14 protein-coding genes are annotated in these 16609 nt (G+C 73.0%); 11 read left to right on the top strand and 3 right to left on the bottom strand.

All coding sequences use genetic code 11. The features are described 5' to 3' along the window. Positions 1 to 10: 10 nt before the first annotated feature. The 4 genes from WME96_RS41075 to lpdA all read left to right on the top strand — a co-directional run bounded on the left by WME96_RS41075 (position 11) and on the right by lpdA (position 3810). Positions 11 to 625, top strand: a complete 615-nt coding sequence (locus WME96_RS41075; RefSeq protein WP_437286986.1) for a DUF4149 domain-containing protein — start codon at positions 11 to 13, stop codon at positions 623 to 625. Between the two features lie 28 nt (positions 626 to 653). Then, entirely contained in the window at positions 654 to 929 is a 276-nt protein-coding gene (locus tag WME96_RS41070; protein WP_433930663.1) for a hypothetical protein, read from the top strand. Between the two features lie 118 nt (positions 930 to 1047). Beyond that, entirely contained in the window at positions 1048 to 2241 is a 1194-nt protein-coding gene (locus WME96_RS41065; RefSeq protein ID WP_437286985.1) for a thiamine pyrophosphate-dependent dehydrogenase E1 component subunit alpha, read from the top strand. Between the two features lie 162 nt (positions 2242 to 2403). Continuing rightward, entirely contained in the window at positions 2404 to 3810 is a 1407-nt protein-coding gene (gene lpdA / locus WME96_RS41060; protein ID WP_437286984.1) for a dihydrolipoyl dehydrogenase, read from the top strand. Between the two features lie 282 nt (positions 3811 to 4092). On the opposite strand, the gene WME96_RS41055 is transcribed toward lpdA, so the two are convergent. Together WME96_RS41055 and WME96_RS41050 are read right to left on the bottom strand one after the other, a co-directional pair. Further along, complete coding sequence (locus tag WME96_RS41055) at positions 4093 to 5247, bottom strand: bifunctional methionine sulfoxide reductase B/A protein (protein ID WP_437292406.1); 1155 nt, start codon at positions 5245 to 5247, stop codon at positions 4093 to 4095. 139 nt (positions 5248 to 5386) lie between these two features. After that, on the bottom strand, positions 5387 to 6391 hold the full coding sequence (locus WME96_RS41050; protein ID WP_437286983.1) for a hypothetical protein: 1005 nt from the start codon (positions 6389 to 6391) through the stop codon (positions 5387 to 5389). A gap of 204 nt (positions 6392 to 6595) precedes the next feature. Here WME96_RS41050 and WME96_RS41045 point away from each other — a divergent pair, with 204 nt between their 5' ends. From WME96_RS41045 to WME96_RS41020, 6 genes are all read left to right on the top strand, one after another. Then, a complete protein-coding gene (locus WME96_RS41045) occupies positions 6596 to 8314 on the top strand; it encodes a GNAT family N-acetyltransferase (protein WP_437286982.1) in 1719 nt (572 codons plus the stop codon). Continuing rightward, a complete protein-coding gene (locus WME96_RS41040) occupies positions 8296 to 9588 on the top strand; it encodes a hypothetical protein (RefSeq protein WP_437286981.1) in 1293 nt (430 codons plus the stop codon). The genes WME96_RS41045 and WME96_RS41040 overlap by 19 nt, the downstream gene beginning before the upstream one ends. A gap of 10 nt (positions 9589 to 9598) precedes the next feature. Continuing rightward, a complete protein-coding gene (locus WME96_RS41035) occupies positions 9599 to 11218 on the top strand; it encodes a glucosamine inositolphosphorylceramide transferase family protein (RefSeq protein WP_437286980.1) in 1620 nt (539 codons plus the stop codon). Between the two features lie 73 nt (positions 11219 to 11291). Beyond that, a complete protein-coding gene (gene gloB / locus WME96_RS41030) occupies positions 11292 to 12047 on the top strand; it encodes a hydroxyacylglutathione hydrolase (RefSeq protein ID WP_437286979.1) in 756 nt (251 codons plus the stop codon). A 66-nt stretch (positions 12048 to 12113) separates the two neighbouring features. Continuing rightward, the gene (locus WME96_RS41025) at positions 12114 to 13868 is read left to right on the top strand and encodes a 1-acyl-sn-glycerol-3-phosphate acyltransferase (protein ID WP_437286978.1); all 1755 of its coding nucleotides are present in this window, start codon (positions 12114 to 12116) and stop codon (positions 13866 to 13868) included. Beyond that, entirely contained in the window at positions 13865 to 14797 is a 933-nt protein-coding gene (locus tag WME96_RS41020; RefSeq protein ID WP_437286977.1) for an NAD(P)-binding domain-containing protein, read from the top strand. The genes WME96_RS41025 and WME96_RS41020 overlap by 4 nt, the downstream gene beginning before the upstream one ends. Here the strand turns inward: WME96_RS41020 and WME96_RS41015 are convergent. Then, complete coding sequence (locus WME96_RS41015; protein ID WP_437286976.1) at positions 14787 to 15734, bottom strand: SUMF1/EgtB/PvdO family nonheme iron enzyme; 948 nt, start codon at positions 15732 to 15734, stop codon at positions 14787 to 14789. The two genes, WME96_RS41020 and WME96_RS41015, sit on opposite strands and share 11 nt — an antisense overlap. 540 nt (positions 15735 to 16274) lie before the next feature. Here WME96_RS41015 and WME96_RS41010 point away from each other — a divergent pair. Continuing rightward, on the top strand, positions 16275 to 16607 hold the full coding sequence (locus WME96_RS41010; RefSeq protein ID WP_437292405.1) for a hypothetical protein: 333 nt from the start codon (positions 16275 to 16277) through the stop codon (positions 16605 to 16607). The last annotated feature ends 2 nt before the right edge of the window (positions 16608 to 16609 follow it).

Genomic DNA, 16609 nt, shown 5'->3' with positions numbered 1-16609 from the left:
AGGTGGATGCATGAACGATGAAGCGCAATTCAGCGAGGCCGACCTCGCCCCGGGCCCCGAAGAGCGCGCCGCGTCGCGCCGCTTTCTGATCGACCGGGTGGCCGCGAGCGTGGCCGCGCTCGCGGCGGGCGCCTGGGCCGGGGGGATGGTGGCGCTGGGGGCCTGCGCCGCGCCGTTCGTCTTCCGGCTCGCCCCGGCCCCTTTCTCCGGTGACGCGATGAGCGCGGCGTTCGCCCGCTTCGATCAGCTCGCGCTCGGCGCCGCGGTGATCCTCCTCGGCGCGGAGGTGGCGCGCACGTGGGCGGCAGGACGTCAGGGCGCGGGCCCCGCGGCCCGCGTGCGCCGGGTCGTCGCCATGGTGATGGCCGGCTGCGCCGCCTACGTCGGCCTGGCGCTCACCCCCCGCATCGCCGCGCTCCACCGCGACGGCGTCCGGCGCGGCGAGGGGGAGCTCGGCATGGAGCTGGAGCGCGCCCATCGCCGCGCCGAGCTCGTGGGGCGGTCCGAGGTGTTCCTCGGCGCGGGCCTGGTCGTGCTGCACGTCTTCACGCTCGGCGCGCGCCGTCCCGACCAGGACGATGACGACGACGAGGCGGCCGCGCCGCTGCCGCCCGGACCGCGGTGACGCCGCGTCCACGACAGGGAGAGACCAGGTGCCGCGCGACAACAAGCTGTATAGCGGCTTCGTCAACCACGATTACATCCTCACCTTCTCGATCGCCGACGAGGCGAACCGGGCTCGCCTCGTCGCGCTCTGCGCCGGACCGTGGCAGGGCGACGAGGTCACGCCGGATACCTGGGAGGTGTCCAACACGCTGAGCCCGGACCAGATGGAGCGCGCCATCCTCGAGCTCATGGGCGACGCAGACCGCGCCGCCTATTACTATCTTTCCGACAGCAAGCGCATGTTCCGCGTCCTCCTCGGCTGAGCGCGGGCGCGAGGGATGTGAGCCGCTTCGCTCCGGCAGGCGGCCAGGGCGAACGGGCTCGTTCCGGCGGGCTGAAGGCGCCACGATCGCCGCCATTTCGCGGTATGGTCGTCACGTCATGAGCGAGCTGGAAGCCACGCCGCCCGGCGCCACGACGAGGCCTGCAGCCGACGCCTCTCCGCCTACCGCGCCGCCGTCCCGAGCGGCGGAGGGGGACGACGAGGGCCTGCTCAGCGTCCTCCGCGACGACGGGACGCTGGACCCTGCGACCGATCCCGGCCTCGCCGACGCGCTGCTGCTGCGCGCCTTCCGCGAGATCAAGCGGCTCCGGCTGCTCGACGCGCGCATGCTCCTGCTCCAGCGGCAGGGGCGGGTCGGCTTCTATGGCGCGTGCACCGGCCAGGAGGCGACGCCGATCGCCGCGGCGCTCGCGCTCGAGCCGGGCGACTGGATCTTCCCCGCGCTGCGCGAGAGCGTGATGATGCTGGTGCGCGGCTTCCCGCTCCGCACCTACGTGGCCCAGGTGTTCGGCAACGCGGGCGACCTGCTCAAGGGGCGCCAGATGCCGTCTCACATGAGCGGTCGGCGCGTGAACCAGGTGTCCTGGTCGAGCTGCATCGGGCCGCAGATCCCGCAGGCGGTCGGCGCCGCGTGGGCCGCGAAGCTGCGGCGCGACAGCACGGTGGTGGTGGGGTTCATGGGCGACGGCGCGACGAGCGAGCCCGACTTCCACAGCGCGATGAACTTCGCCGCGGTGTTCAGGGTGCCGTGCGTGATGATCTGCCAGAACAACCACTGGGCGATCAGCGTGCCGACCGAGCGGCAGACGGCGTCCCGGACCATCGCCATCAAGGGGCGGGCGTACGGCGTCCCGTCGATGCGGGTGGACGGCAACGACGTCATCGCTGTCTACCGCGCCGTGTCCGAGGCGGTCGCGCGGGCCCGGTCAGGCGGCGGGCCGACCTTCATCGAGGCGCTCACCTACCGCGTCGGGGCCCACTCCTCGAGCGACGACCCGAGCCGCTACCGGTCGCAGGAGGAGGTCGATCGCTGGACGCAGCGCGACCCGCTGCTGCGCCTCGGGCGCCACCTCGCCGCTCGCGGCCTGCTCGACGACGCCGCGGAGGCGGCCCTGGAGGCGGAGCTCAACGCGGAGATCGCCGCCGCGGTCACGGAGGTCGAGGGGATGGACCCGCCCGCCCGCGAGACGCTGTTCGAGGACGTCTACGCGGAGCTGCCCTGGCACCTGCGCGACCAGCGCGCGGAGCTCCTGCGCTCCCCGAAAGCGCCCGCGCACGGCGGCGGACGCTGACCACGCGAGGGATTTCCCCTCGGTGCGAGGTCGTGTAAGCCCGCCGGAACCCAGGGTACGGCTCGCCGTGGCGGGCGCGGCCTCAGGGCTGGTCAGCGAGGGGCTTGCCTGGCCCACCCCGGCGCCCCTATTCCAGTCTCCGAAGCGCACAAAAGGACAAGGATGAAGACCTACGACGCGATCGTCATCGGTGCCGGCCCCGGCGGTTACCCCTGCGCCATCCGGCTGGCTCAGCTCAAGCAGAAGACGCTCTGCATCGAGAAGGAGCAGCCCGGCGGCGTCTGCCTCAACTGGGGCTGTATCCCCTCCAAGGCGTTGATCTCCGCCGCCCACCTCTACGAGAAGTCGCAGGCCGGCGCCTCGATGGGCATCAAGGTCAGCGGCGTCGAGCTCGACGCCAACGCGATGCAGGACTGGAAGGAAGGCATCGTCAAGAAGCTCACCGGCGGCGTCAGGTCGCTGCTCAAGGGCAACGGCGCCGATCTGCTCACCGGCACCGCGACGATCGTCGGGCCGAAGCGCGTGGACGTGACCCTGCCGGACGGCTCGGTGGAGCAGATCGAGGCGACCAAAGGGATCGTCATCGCGACCGGCTCGACCACCATCGAGATCCCGACGTTCAAGTTCGACGGCGACGCGATCATCGGCGCGAAGGAGGCGGTGAGCCTGCGCCGCATCCCGAAGCGGCTGCTCGTGATCGGCGGCGGCGTCATCGGCCTCGAGCTCGGCATGGTCTACCAGGCGTTCGGCTCCCAGCTCACCGTGGTCGAGGCGCTCCCGGACCTGCTCACGGGCGTCGATCCGGACTGCACCAAGATCGTCGAGCGCAAGATCCTGAAGCGCGGCGGCACGATCTACAAGAACGCCAAGGCGCTCGGGTACGAGAAGCAGAAGGACGGCTCGGTCGGGGTGAAGATCCAGATCGAGGGCAAGGAGCAGACGATCGTCGTGGACACGGTGCTCGTCGCCGTGGGCATGCGGCCGAGCTCGAAGGGCCTCGGCCTCGAGAAGGTCGGCGTGACGGTCGATCAGCGCGGGTTCATCCCCACGGACAAGGCGGGCCGCACCAACGTGCCGTCGATCTACGCCGTGGGCGACGTCAGCGGCCCGCCCCTGCTCGCGCACAAGGCGACGAAGGAGGGCGAGATCGTCGCCGAGGTGATCGCGGGCCACAAGGCCGAGAAGGACTGGGTCGCGATCCCGGGCGCGATCTTCACCGATCCGGAGATCGCCACGGTGGGGCTCACCGAGGCCGAGGCGAAGGCGAAGGGCCTCGACGTCAGCGTCGGCAAGTTCCCGTTCGCGGCGCTCGGCAAGGCCATGGCCATGAACGAGACCGAGGGGTTCGTGAAGATCGTGGCCGACAAGAAGACGAAGCAGGTGCTCGGCGTCCACATCGTGGGGCCGGAGGCCAGCACGATGATCAGCGAGGCGTCGCTCTCGCTCGAGATGGCGGCCTTCCTCGATGACCTCTCGCTGACGATCCACCCCCACCCGACCCTCGGCGAGTCGCTGATGGAAGCCGCCGCCCACGCCATGGGCGCGGCGATCCACATCGCGAATCGCTGAGGGCAGCGCCGGTTAGCGGCCCGCGGGCGTGGCCGCCGGCGGCCAACCAGCCGGTGCGCTGCTCCTTTGAAGCGACGCCCGGCTCGAAAACAAGCCAGAAAAACCACAGAGGGCACAGAGGAAGAGAGAAGATAAGATCTCTCTCTCTTCTCCTCTGTGCCCTCTGTGCCTCTGTGGTTCTAACTCTCTTCTTCTTTCCGAGTTCTCTCCGAGCTGTTGTGCTTCAGCCCGGCAATTCGGTCGGAGGAGAGATCTCCGCCGGCGCAGGTCGTACCCGCCGCGTCAGTCGCGCATGTAGTGGCACGTGTACCCGCCCGGGTACTTCTCCAGGTACTTCTGGTGGTACTCCTCGGCGCGCGTGAACGGCCCGGCCTCCACGATCTCGGTGACGATCGGCGCGCGCCACTTGCCGCTCTGGCCCACGCGCGCCTTCACCTCCTCGGCGACGCGGCGCTGCTCGGGCGTCGTCACGAAGATGGCTGAGCGGTACTGCGTGCCGACGTCGTTGCCCTGGCGGTTGCGCGTCGTCGGGTCGTGCATGCGGAAGAACCACTTCTCGAGCAGCTCGGCATAGGACAGCTTCGCCGGATCGAAGACGATACGCACCGACTCGGCGTGGCCCGTGTCGCCCGTCTTCACGTGCTCGTAGGTCGGGTTCGTCATCCGGCCGCCCGTGTAGCCGACCTCTGTCTCGAGGACCCCGGGGATCCCCCGGAGGATCTCCTCCATCCCCCAGAAGCAGCCGCCTGCCAGGATGGCCGTCTCCAGCGTGGTCTGGCAGCCGGGGGCTTGCCCCGGCGCCGGGGCGGCGCAGGCGTTGGCGCCGGCCTGCGCCTGAGGCGCGCCGCTCCCGCCCTCGAACAGGGCGCGGTAGGCGCCGTAGCCCTCCGCCTCGAGGCGATCCAGCGGGATGAACCGGAGCGACGCCGAGTTGATGCAGTAGCGCAGCCCGGCCGGCGCAGGCCCGTCCTCGAAGACATGCCCGAGGTGCGAGTCGCCGTCCCTGGAGCGCACCTCCGTGCGGACCATGCCGTGGGCCCTGTCGACGCGCGCCACGACCCGCTCCGGCGCCACCGGGCGCGTGAAGCTCGGCCAGCCGGTGCCCGAGTCGAACTTGTCGAGCGACGAGAAGAGCGGCTCGCCGCTCGCGACGTCCACGTAGAGGCCCGCGTCGTGGTTGTTCCAGAACGCATTGCGGAACGGCGGCTCGGTCGCGTCGCGCTGCGTGACCTCGTACGCGAGCGGCGTGAGCCGCTTGCGCAGCTCCTCATCCGACGGTTTGCGATAGCTTCTGTCCGACATCGTCACAGCCTCCTTGGACCCAAGAGCAACCTCGCTCGCGCGCCCCGCCTCGCCCGCGCGCCGGCACGCGAACAAGGCGGCGCACCCGACGAGCAAGAGCGCGAAAAGTAGACGAGCAGCGCGGAGCCAATTCATATCCACCTGGCCTGCGGGAAGGGTAGCGTAACCACCCCTCCTACGCCGCGCAGCGCCGCCGGTTTCGCCTCGCCGCGCCGATTTCGCCCCGCGGCGCGGATCGCGCGGCCGGCGCAGCCTCGCGGCGCCGGACTCGGCGTTACGGGCCGCCGCTCTCGAGAGCGACGTCGCCCTCGGCGGCGCGCCGCTCGAAGCAGTCGTCGGGGATCTCGCGCGCGCGGCGGACGAGGCGGGTCGCCCCGATGAACGCCGTGGTGACCGGATCGTGGTAGCCGCTCGCCCCGTGCAGGCCAGGGACGGCGCGCTGGTAGTGGCGCGCGATCCGCTCCATCAGCGCCTCGCGGACGTACTTGCCCACCATCGACGCCATCGCGACGCACAGATCCGAGGCGTCGCTGTCGCGGACGAACGCGATCTCGCCGAGGCCGGGGAAGCGGTAGGCGCTGCGGGCGCGGCCCTCCTCGAGCACCGCGTGCAGCCGCCCGGCGAGCGGGCCGAAGGCGGAGCCGTACTTGCCAAAGCCGCCGACCTTGCCGCACACCGCGAAGACCTCCGCGCCGGCAAGGCCGCCGAGCTCGAGGATGAGGCGCTCCATCGCGTGGAGGTCGAGCACGAACCGGTTCTTCCCGGCGCGGACACCGTCGTTCATCCGCTTCACGCAGAGCAGCATCGAGCGCACGGCCACGATCTCGACCCCCTTCTCCGCGAGCTTGTCGAGGTCGCGGCCGATCGCGCGCAGCAGCTTGTCGGGCGCGGTGAACGCCTCTCCCTCGGTCGACCAGCACTGCTCCTCGACGTGGCCCGGGCAGAGCGCGCGCAGCGCGGCGCGATCGTCGAGCGAGACGGCGTCGAGCAGCTCGTCGACCGACGACGCGTCGCTCGGCGTCCCCGCGCGCCCGCAGCCGCGGGCGACCAGCGCGCGGGTCCAGGCCTCGCCGAGCGAGACGTCCCCGTACGCGACGAGCTGCTTCGAGTCGCCGAGCCGCTGGGCCAGGGCGCCGCGGGGCGCGCGGCTGGCCGTGTCCCAGCCGGGCCCGGTGACGCGCGAGAGGACCGCCGTCACCACCATCGGGCCGAGCCGCGGGCCGAGGCCGTTCTCATCGACGCCGATGCGGTAGCGGACGGAGGTCTCGGCCGACGCCATGCGGCCCCCTTGCCACAGGACGGCGCCCGTGTCACCGCGCCGCGCTCTTCCGTGAGGCGCATCGCCCGCTCGAGACCGTTTCCCGGTCCGGCCGCGATATTCCCTCGAGCTCTCGCGATCCTGCGCGGTCGGGCGTCCCGGAGACCCGTGGTCAAGCCCGTGCGCTTCGTCTAAGCTCGCGCGCCCCTTAGGAAAAAGATGATCATGAGGTGGCAGATCTCTGCCCTGGCGGCGCCAGGGGCAATCCTGGAGACGACGTACCCGGCGCTCTGGAGCGCCGATCCGCACCGGAGCCCCTTCTGCGCGCCGGCCTACCTCGACGAGATGGCCGAGCTGGCGCGGCGCGACGGGGCAGCGCCGCTCGTCGCGACGGCGCTCGCGCCGGACGGCTCGGCCGTCGCGGCCTGGCCCCTGCGCCGCGAGCGCAGCGGGGTGATCCAGATGCTCAACATCAAGGGCGCGGATCACTGCACCTGCGTGACGCGCGAGGGCGCGGCTCCGGAGGCGCTCGGGGAAGGGCTCGCCCGCGCCCTGGCGGACGTCGACGGCTCCGGCCTGCTCCTCAAGAACGTCCCGAGCTGGGGGCCGACCCTGGAGGCTGCGCGCCGCGGGATCGCCGCGGCCGGGTGGAGCGGGCGCTCGTTCACGGCCACCCCGAGCACCGTGCTCCGCGTCCCCGAGGGAGCGGGCGCGGCGGACGCGCTGCGCCGCAAGGTGAGCGGGTCGAGCCTGAAGAACCTCGACAACCGCCTCAAGCGGCTGCCCGGCTTCGCCTTCAAGGCCCTGGAGGGCGACGCCGGCCTCGAGGCCTGGGTCGACGCCTTCTGCGACGCCCACGAGCGGCGCTGGAACACCACGACGACCCCATCCGAGTACCGCTTCGCCGAGGCCCGCCGGCGGTTCCTCGCGAGGCTGCGGGGCTGGGCGCGCGACGGCGTCCTCGTCCGGTTCTCGCTCGAGGCGGCCGACGAGGGGATCGCCTTCGCCGTGGGGCTCACGGCGCGCGACCGGCTCGTCTACCACCACGTCGCGTACTCGCCCGTGCATGCCGCCTGCTCCCCGTCCACGGTGCTGATCCGGCGCATCGTCCTCTGGATGGGCGAGCGCGGGTACACATGCATGGACTTCGGCATCGGCGGCGAGTCGTACAAGCGGCGCTTCGCGAACGTCGACGAGCCGCTCTTCCGTCTCATCGCCGCCCCGCGCGCCGCGTCCGCCCTCTACGTGCGCGGGCTCGTCGAGGAGCGGATCCGGGCGTCGTCGCGGCTCCAGGCGCTGTGGGACGAGTGGGGGAACAGGAAGCTGCGCGGCGCCATGATGTCGAACCTCGGGCGCTCGCGGAACCGGCTCCGCCGGGCGGTCGTGGTGGACGTGCGCCAGCCGCTCGGCGTGCTCGTCGGGCGCGCGCGAAGCCGCCTCGAACGCGAGCGGATGCTCTTCTACAGGGCGCCGGCCGAGGCCGGGCAGGAGCACCCCGACGTGGTGCAGCTCCGCGCCCCGGAGCTGCTCGCGATGCTCGAGGACGAGGTTGCCCTCGACGCGCAGGGGCGCGCGAAGTACCTCGAGGCCCTGTCGCAGGGCCAGCGCGCCTTCGGTGTCCTCCGGGACGGCCGGGCGGTGCAGGTCTGCTGGCTGCGCCCGGCGGCGCCGGAGGAGGTCCCGCCCGGCGCCGAGGGCGCCCCGGCCTGGGTGATCGCGGACTGCGTCACGGCCCGGCGCGCCCGGGGGCAGGGCCTGTACCCCAGGGTGCTGCGCGCCGTTCGCGCGGCGATCCCGCCCGGGGAGGCTTGCTTCATCTACACGAACGACTGGAACGTCGCCTCGCAGCGCGGGATCCTGAAGGCCGGGTTCCAGCCGGCGTCGATCCGGGAGCGACGGCGGCGCGGAAGCGCCGTCGAGACGCAGTGGCTCTCCGCGCCGTAGTCGAGACGCCGGGGGCGCCCGCGCCGTCGACGAAGCTGCTCCACCGGATCGCGCACGGCGGGCTCGGGGTGGCGGCGGCGTTGCTCCTGCCCCGCGCCGCCTCGATCACGAGCCAGTGGCTCCTGTCGGCCGCGGCCGGCCCGAGCGCCATCACGGCCTACGTCCTCACGACGTCGCACGCGAGCACGGTCATCTCCCTGGTGGCCGTCGGCCTCGCGTCCGCGCTCTCGCACCGCGCCAGGCTGCTCGGCACGGCGCGCGGCCGCGCGCTCGTGGCGGGCGCGCTCGCGGTGATCGGCGCCGCCGCCGGCGCGGTCACGCTGGCCGTGGACATCGCCCTCGGGCTCGGGCCGGTCGCCGCTTTGAGCGCCGGGCTGTTCGCCTTCCCCTCGCTGCTCGCGTGCGCCAACCCGGTCGCGTGGCCCCTCTGGCAGACCCGGGGTCGCTTCCTCGCGCTCCTCTCGATCACGGCCTTGATCTCGGTCGGCCTCTGCTTCGGCGCGGCGCTGCTCGGGATGCCCCGGCTGACCGCGGTGCTCGCGGGCGCGGGCATCGCCGTGCCCGTCCTCGCCATGCTCGGTCGCGTACAGCTCCGGCGCGCGGTCCGCTACGCGGTCCTGCTCGTGCGGGGCTCGGTGCCGGCCTCGATCGTGAACCTCTCCACGGTCGCGATCTACCCGCTCGCCCTGCACCAGGGCATCCCGCTGCTCGGCGAGGCGAAGGTCGGAACGCAGGCGCTCTGCTGGTCGATCGTGCCGCTCCTCACGACGACCTCGCAGTCGTTCGCGAGCCGCGCCCTCACCGCCGCCGCGCTCGGCAAGGACGGCACCGACGCCGAGCGGCGCGCGCGGGCGCTCTCGAGCTGGGCGCGCACCCTGCCGTTCACGCTCGCGGTGGGGGTCGCCATCTACCTCCTCTTCGTCGTCCGCGTGCCCTTCCTGCCGTTCACGGGCAGCGCGCGGGAGGCGCTTCCGCCCACGACCCTCGTGTCCCTCTTGGTGCCGGCCATCTCGGACCCGCTGTGCTTCTACTTCGCCCGAGCCCGAGGCAGCCGCGGCCTGGTCGCGAGCAGCCTGCTGAGCAGCTTGCTCCTCGCCGTCGTGCTGCTCGTCTGGCCCGCCGGGTTCCTCGATCGCTTCGGCGTGCTCGGCGCCTCGGGGCTCATCGCGGTGCTGCGGATGCTGTCGCTGCTCGACATGCCCCTGCTCCGGCGCATCACGCTCGCGGTCCTGGCGCTCCTCTTCGCGGGTTACGCGGTCACCCTCCTGCTCTAGGATGCCCGCCATGGATAACGTGGGTCTGCGGTTCGGCGTCGCGTGCGCCGGCGACACGCTCAAGGCGTGGCAGGCGAAGGCGATCGAGGAGCTCCGCCGCGTCGGGGCGCGCCCGGCCCTCGTCGTGCGCTGCCCGGCGCCGTCGGCCAGCGCGGCGCCGCCGCTCTTCCAGGCCTACCGCCGCGCCGCCGTGGGCGCCGAGCGCGCCGTCGACCTCGCGGCGATCGTCCCCGACGCGCCGCGGGTCCCGCTCGCGGACGCCGCGCGCGTGGCGGCAGATCTCGATGTTCTCCTCGTGTTCGGGGCCGCGGGGCTCGACGGCGCGCTCCTCCGCGCCCCCCGCCACGGGGCCTGGTCGTTCCGGCACGACGCGCAGGAGGCCTCGTCGGGCCGCCCGCCGGGGTTCTGGGAGGTGCTCACCCGGGCGCCGCTGACCGAGGTGGTGCTTCAGCGCCTCGGCGCCGCGCAGGGCGCGGCGGTGACCCTCAAGCGAGGGTGCTTCAAAACGATGCCGACCTATCCGGCCAACGTCGCGAGCTCCTGCGAGGGCAGCGCGGCTTGGCCGGCGCAGGTGTGCGCCGACATCGCCCGGGGCGCCGCCGCCTATCTCGAGGCGCCGCCAGCGGCGGAGCCGTCCCCCGCCGAGGGGGCGCCGACGCACCGCGACGTCGCCAGGCTGCTCGCGCGCACGGCGAAGAACCAGGCCGCCTTCATGGCGTGGCGCGTCTTCCTCCAGGACGAGTGGTGCGTCGGCATCGTGGACGCCCCGATCCACACCTTCCTCGGCCAGCCGAGCGCGCGGCCGGAGGTGCGATGGCTCATCAAAGGGGAGCCGGGCGCGTTCTTCGCGGATCCGTTCGGCATCGTCGACGGCGATCGCGTGAGCATCCTCTGCGAGCACTTCGACCCGCAGCTTCGCCGCGGCGTCCTCGTCGGTCTCACGCTCGACGGCGATCGCCTGTCGCCGGCGCGCCGGCTGCTCGGCCTCGATCCCGGCGTCCACGCGTCGTATCCGTTCCTGCTCCGGCACGGCGGCGAGATCTACTGCATTCCCGAGACCTGCATGGCCGGCAAGCTCTCGCTCTACCGCGCCGATCCGTTCCCGGAGCGGTGGGTCCACGTCGCCGACCTCTTCGACGACTTCCACTACGCCGACGCCACCGTCGTGCACCACGAGGGGCGATTCTGGCTCTGGGCCGCGGACGTCCCGTATCCGGGCAACTCCCCGCGCCTGTTCGTCTACCACGCGCCGGATCTCCTCGGCCCCTGGACGCCGCACCCGGCCAACCCGGTCAAGGTGGATGTCGGCTCTGCCCGGCCGGGCGGAACACCGTTCGTCGTGGACGGTCAGCTCTACCGGCCAGCCCAGGATTGCTCGACGAGCTATGGCGGCCGGATCGTGATCCTGCGCGTCAACCGGCTCACGCCGACCGAGTACGACGAGGAGGTGGTGGCTGCGGTGGAGCCTGATCCGGGCGGGCCGTTCCCGCAGGGGCTGCACACGCTGTCGGCGGTGGGGGAGCGGACGCTCGTGGACGGCAAGCGCACCCGGCGCGTGTCAGCCCAGGATATTCGCCGGAAAGCGCTTAAGATCGCCGGGCGGATGGGCCTCGGACGGCCTCCTGGCTGAGCCGCCACCGCGGGCGGCGGCGCGCTCACCTTTTCTCCGGTCCTCGCCGGGGGCGCCGCTATAGTCACGCCCCATGCGTATCGTCCCCGTACCCTGCCTCAGCGACAACTACGCCTACCTCGTGGCCGCGGACGGGCGGAGCGAGGCGATCGTCATCGACCCTTCGGAGGCCCCGCCGGTCATCGAGGCGCTCGAGCGCGAGAAGCTCCGCCTGGTCGCCATCGTCAACACGCACCACCACCACGACCACGTCGGCGGCAACGAGGCGCTCCGCGCGCGCTACGGCGACCTCCCGGTGTACGCGCACTCGAGCGACGTCGGCCGCGTGCCGGCGCAGACCGAGCGGGTCGAGGAGGGCCAGCCGGTCCGGATCGCTGGCCTGGAGCTCCGGCCGCTGCACGTCCCCGGGCACACGCTCGGCGCCGTCTCGTACTGCGTCGAGGACGCCGTGTTCACCGGGGACACGCTGTTCATCGCCGGCTGTGGCCGCATGTTCGAGGGCACACCGGAGGGGATGCACGCCTCGCTCTCCAAGCTGGCCGCGCTCCCGGGGCACACACGCGTGTTCTGCGGTCACGAGTACACCGTGAGCAACCTTCGTTTCGCCGAGACGGTCGAGCCCGAGAACGCGGCTGTCCGCAAGAAGCTCGAGGCCGCCCGCGCGGCGCGCGATCGCGGCGAGCCGACGGTGGGGAGCACCATCGCCGAGGAGCTCGCGACGAACCCGTTCCTGCGCTGCGGCGAGCCGTCCGTACAGGCGCGATTCCCGGGGGCCACGCTGCCCGACGTGTTCGCCGCCGTGCGGCGCGCCAAGGACAATTACCGCTGAGTGACGCGGTCGCGCGCGGCCGTATTCCGCTCGCGCCCGCCGCCTGATTTCTATACGACTACGGGCATGGACTCCCGCGCTCCCATCTTCGGGTTCAACGACGCGCGCGACGAGATCGTGCGCACCGTGGTCGACCGGGTCGTCGGCGCCACCAGGGATCCGCTGCTCGCCATGAACGAGGCGGCGTATCAGGAGGCGAAGCGGCTCGAGGGCTCCCGGAAGCCGCAGGACGTCCGCGAGCTCGGCGACTGGCACAAGCTCGCCCGCTCGCTCGGCCGCATGCACGACGCGGAGCGCCGCCGTCGCCTGCGGGAGCTCGCGGAGGAGTACGCGTGGGACATCGCCGGCAACTTCGACCGGCGCGTCTACCAGCTCTCGTCGCGGCTCCTGCCGCCGGTCGTGAGCGCCCTGCTCGCGCCGCGGAAGCTCGTGACCGTGGTCCGCGACCCGCGCAAGCTCGTCAGCCTCGAGCTGCTCGCCGACCGGGTGCTCGTGCAGGGGCCGCTCGCGAAGCTCCGGTCGCTCGTGCAGCGCGGCACGGCCGTCTATGTGCCGACGCACCTGTCGAACATGGACTCGATCGTCTTCGGCTACGCCCTCGAGCGCGCCGGCCTGCCGCCCGCGACCTACGGCGCCGGCAAGAACCTGTTCACGAACCCGGTCCTCTCGTTCTTCATGCACAACCTCGGCGCCTACCGCGTCGATCGGCGCATCCGGCACAACCTCTACAAGGACGTGCTGAAGACGTACTCGGGCGTGCTGCTCGAGCGCGGCTACCACTCGCTGTTCTTCCCGGGCGGCACGCGGTCGCGCTCCGGCGGCATCGAGCGCAGGCTCAAGCTGGGCCTGGTCGGCAGCGCGTTCGAGGCGTACACGCGCACGCTGCTCAGCGGCCGCGAGCGCCGCGTCTTCTTCGTCCCCGCCACGATCAACTACCTGATCACGCTCGAGGCCGAGACGCTCATCGCCGATTTCCTCTCCGAGGCCGGCAAGGGCCGCTTCATCATTGAGGACGACGAGTCGAGCCGGATCGGCCGCATCGCCTCGTTCCTCCGGAAGCTGCTCGCGATGAACGCCGCGGTCGTCATCCGCTTCTCGGAGCCGCTCGATCCGTTCGGCAACCGGGTCGACGAGCTCGGCCGCTCCTTCGACGCGCGCGGCCGCGAGGTCGACCCGGCGAGCTACGTGAAGAACCAGGACGGGGCCCCGGTGATCGACGGGGCGCGCGACGCCCAGTACGCCCGCGAGCTCGGCGAGGAGATCTGCCGGGCGTACGCGCGCGACACGGTGGTGATGGCGACGCACGTGGTCGCGGCGGCGAGCTTCGCCCGGCTCCGCGCGCACGCGCCCGCCGCGGATCTCTTCACGGTGCTGCGCCAGCGCGACGTGCTCACGGTGCCGCGCGACGACCTCGCGGCCGACGTGATGGCCCTCTGCGAGCGCCTGCGTGAGCTGGAGCAGAGGGGGTGCATCGTGCTCGGCGAGGACGTCCGGCTCGGCTCGGGCGGGGACATCGTCGAGCGCGCGCTGCGCGCCTTCGCCGGATACCACTCGTCGCCGGTGCTCGACTCGCGGCCCGACGGCATCGCGATCTGCGACACCAACCTGCTCTTTTACTACCAGAACCGCCTCGCCGCACACGGCGTGGCGTGGGACGTGATCGCGCCGCCCGGCGTCCCGTCCGGCCTCCAGGTGCAGCCGCCGCTGCCGCCGCTCGCGCCCTCGCCGCCGCCGCTCGACGACCGGGGCGCGGCCTCGTCCCGCGGCGCGGCCGCGGGCGCGCGCGCGGGCTCGATGAACGGCGCCGGAGGTGGCCGGTGAGCGCGCGTCCTGTGCCCTCGGTGGGGGTCATCGGCGGCGGGTTCTGGGGCGTGGCGCTGGCGCTCGCGGCGAGCCGCACCGGGGCGGAGGTCCTGCTGTTCTCGCGGCGCGAGCACCCGCAGATCAACGACGGGCCGCGGATCGTGCGGGACCACGCGGAGGTGGCGCGGGCGCGGCTGCTCGTGATCGCGGTGCCGTCGAACGCGGCGCGGACGGCGCTGCGCGCGCTCGGCGATCACATGGATGGATCGCACCTCGTGATCCATGGCGTGCGCGGGCTGGAGGGGGAGGCGCTGAAGACCGTCTCGGATCTGGTGCGCGAGGAGACCCCGGCGCGCCGGGTGGGCGCGCTGGGCGGCCCGGTGCAGGCGGATGAGCTCCGGGAGGGCCGCCCCTCGGCGATGGTGTGCGGCTCGCGGTTCCCCGAGGTCCACGCGGCGGTGGCCGCGGCGTTCCAGTCCGACGCGCTCCGGGTCTACACGACGCCGGATCTCCAGGGCCTGGAGTGGGCGTCGGCGCTGGTGGGCTGCCTGGCGATCGGCGTTGGCTTCGCCGAGGAGGCGGGCGCCGGCCCGGGGCTCTTGGCGGCGCTCATCTCGAGGGCGGTCGACAGCGCGGCGCGCGTCGCCGCGGCGGCGGGCGCGGAGGAGCGGACGATGCTGGGGCTCGGCGGCTATGGCGATCTGCTCGCCTCGATCCGGCTCGAGAGCCGGCCCGAGGTGCTGCTCGGCAAGGCGCTCGCGCGCGGTCGGACGCTCGACGAGGCCGTCGCGCAGGCGAGGCTGCGCGTGGAGGCGATCCCGCTGATCCCGCGCGTCGTGGCGTTCGCGAAGGCGCGGAAGGTCGACGGGGGGGTGTTCGAGGCGCTCGAGACGATCCTGCAGGGCGGGGCGCCGAGGGCGGTGCTCGACCGGATGTTCACGGCGTGAGCGCCGTGTCCGGCGCTGCGGGCAGCTCGGGGCTGTCGCAGCAGCGGAATCCCGTCGAGTAGTCGTGATAGGTCGGCTCGTGGGCGATGGTGGTGAAGTAGCAGCCCGGGCCGAGCTCGCTGGTCGTGCTGAAGAAGCCGCCCATGAACACGCCGTTGCCCTCGTGCCAGGGCTGGTCGCGGCGCTCGACGCCCTCGGTGCGCATGCGCTGCACGAGCTCGTGATCGACCATGTCGCCGACCCACTCGTGCAGGTTCCCGACCATGTCGTGGACGCCGAGCTCGCTGGCGCAGCCGGGGTGGTCGCCGCTCCTCGCCAGGAAGCCGGGCTTCTGGTTGAGGTCGGCGCTGTTGAAATGGCGCTCGTAGCTCCACCCGCCCGGCGGGTGGTCGCCGAAGAGCTCGCGCAGGAGGTGGGGCTTGCCGGTGTTGCACCGCCCGCGCTCGCCGCGGGGGCCGTACGGGTAGCGGTCCACGCCGTTGCCGCGGCAGGCGCGCTGCCATTCGCGCCGCGTGCACAGGCGCTTGCCCGCGGCGACGCACGCGGCCTTGGCCTCGACGCGGCTGATGTACGCCTGCGGGAAGACGCCGGCCTCGCTGCGGGCGAGATAGCGGACGTTCGCCTCGGGCCGCTGGTAGTGCGGGTGAACGGTGAGCTGTCCGCCGGCGTCGGCGACCAGGTGCGCCTCGTAGCGATCGATGCAGAAGCCGCCGACGAGGACCATCTCGGCGGGGCAGGACCCGAGCTCCAGGGGAAGCCCGAGCGGCCGCGGAGGAAAGGCGGCGGCCCCGGCGCTGGCGGAGCCTGGCGGCGGCGCTGCGGCGGAGGCGGCGCTCGCGGCGGAGACGGTCGGCGCGGGCTCGACGGCGGCGCCGCCCGGGATGGCTGCGCCGGCGTGCGCGCTGCCGGCCGGCGCGGGCGCGGCGGGGGCCGACACAGCGGCGGCGGACGCCGCGGAGGGCCCTGGAGATGCGGCGGAGGCCGAAGCCGCCGCGAGCCCTGCAGCCGCGGCGGGGGCCGCTCGCTCTGCGCCGTGCGCCACGGGGGCCTCGCCGGAGGCCTCGACCTTCTTCGCCGCGCTGCCGCTGCCGTCGTTCGGAGCGGCGCAGGCCGTGAGCCAGCCCAGGGCGGCCAGCAGGCCTGGGTGCGCGCGTCCTGGCAGGCGCCGGGGGAGTGAGGACCTCTTCGACAGGCGAGCCCGGAGGCGGTCGCAGGGCGGCGCGGACGGCACGAGGCGGAGTGTACACGCGCCCGGCGCGCGGCTGGGCTCCATCGCGGTGCGGTCTTCCGCCTCGAGCGCCGGCGCCGCGCTCTCCCTCTCGGTTCACACCGAGGTAAGTGGGGTTACGAGGAAAACGGTGGCGGCTCGGCGTCAAGGAGCCTGGCGCGCCCCGTCGGCGGAGGGAACGCGGGATAGAGAGACAGCGCGTCGTCCCGGGGGTGATTCTCGAGCTGCCATGACGTCGCGAGCCGCTGGATCTCCTGCGCTTGCGCGATCCGGACCGCCTCCGCGCCCGGGGGGGAGGAGACAGCGCGCGCGATCGACGCCGAGGTGCGGGCGGCCGTCACGGCGGCGTACGAGCGGGGGCGCGCTGTGCTGAGGGAGAGGCTGCAGGTTCTGCACCGCATCGCGGAGCGGGTGCTCGATCGGGAGACGCTCGAGAGGGCGGAGCTGGAGGCGATCGTGCGAGCGGAGGGCGCGCCGGCGCGGGATGCGTGCAGGCGCGGCGCGGCGCGCTGGAGGAGGGGAGGGCGGCCTCGCCGTAGCCTCGCCTCGATGCGGGCGGACCGAGGGATGCTCTCGGGCTGACG

Origin of the sequence: Sorangium sp. So ce406 (assembly GCF_051474675.1) — a bacterium.
Taxonomy (GTDB): Bacteria; Myxococcota_A; Polyangia; order Polyangiales; family Polyangiaceae; genus Sorangium; species Sorangium cellulosum_G.
Note: the sequence above shows the minus strand (reverse complement) of the source record. Positions and strands in the feature narration are given on the sequence as shown.

Coding starts and splice junctions, on each gene's coding strand:
- WME96_RS41075 (WP_437286986.1), top strand. CDS start 11: ATGAACGATGAAGCGCAATTCAGCGAGGCCGACCTCGCCCCGGGCCCC.
- lpdA (WP_437286984.1), top strand. CDS start 2,404: ATGAAGACCTACGACGCGATCGTCATCGGTGCCGGCCCCGGCGGTTAC.
- WME96_RS41055 (WP_437292406.1), bottom strand. CDS start 5,247: ATGAATTGGCTCCGCGCTGCTCGTCTACTTTTCGCGCTCTTGCTCGTC.
- WME96_RS41045 (WP_437286982.1), top strand. CDS start 6,596: ATGAGGTGGCAGATCTCTGCCCTGGCGGCGCCAGGGGCAATCCTGGAG.
- WME96_RS41050 (WP_437286983.1), bottom strand. CDS start 6,391: ATGGCGTCGGCCGAGACCTCCGTCCGCTACCGCATCGGCGTCGATGAG.
- WME96_RS41025 (WP_437286978.1), top strand. CDS start 12,114: ATGGACTCCCGCGCTCCCATCTTCGGGTTCAACGACGCGCGCGACGAG.
- WME96_RS41035 (WP_437286980.1), top strand. CDS start 9,599: ATGGATAACGTGGGTCTGCGGTTCGGCGTCGCGTGCGCCGGCGACACG.
- gloB (WP_437286979.1), top strand. CDS start 11,292: ATGCGTATCGTCCCCGTACCCTGCCTCAGCGACAACTACGCCTACCTC.
- WME96_RS41065 (WP_437286985.1), top strand. CDS start 1,048: ATGAGCGAGCTGGAAGCCACGCCGCCCGGCGCCACGACGAGGCCTGCA.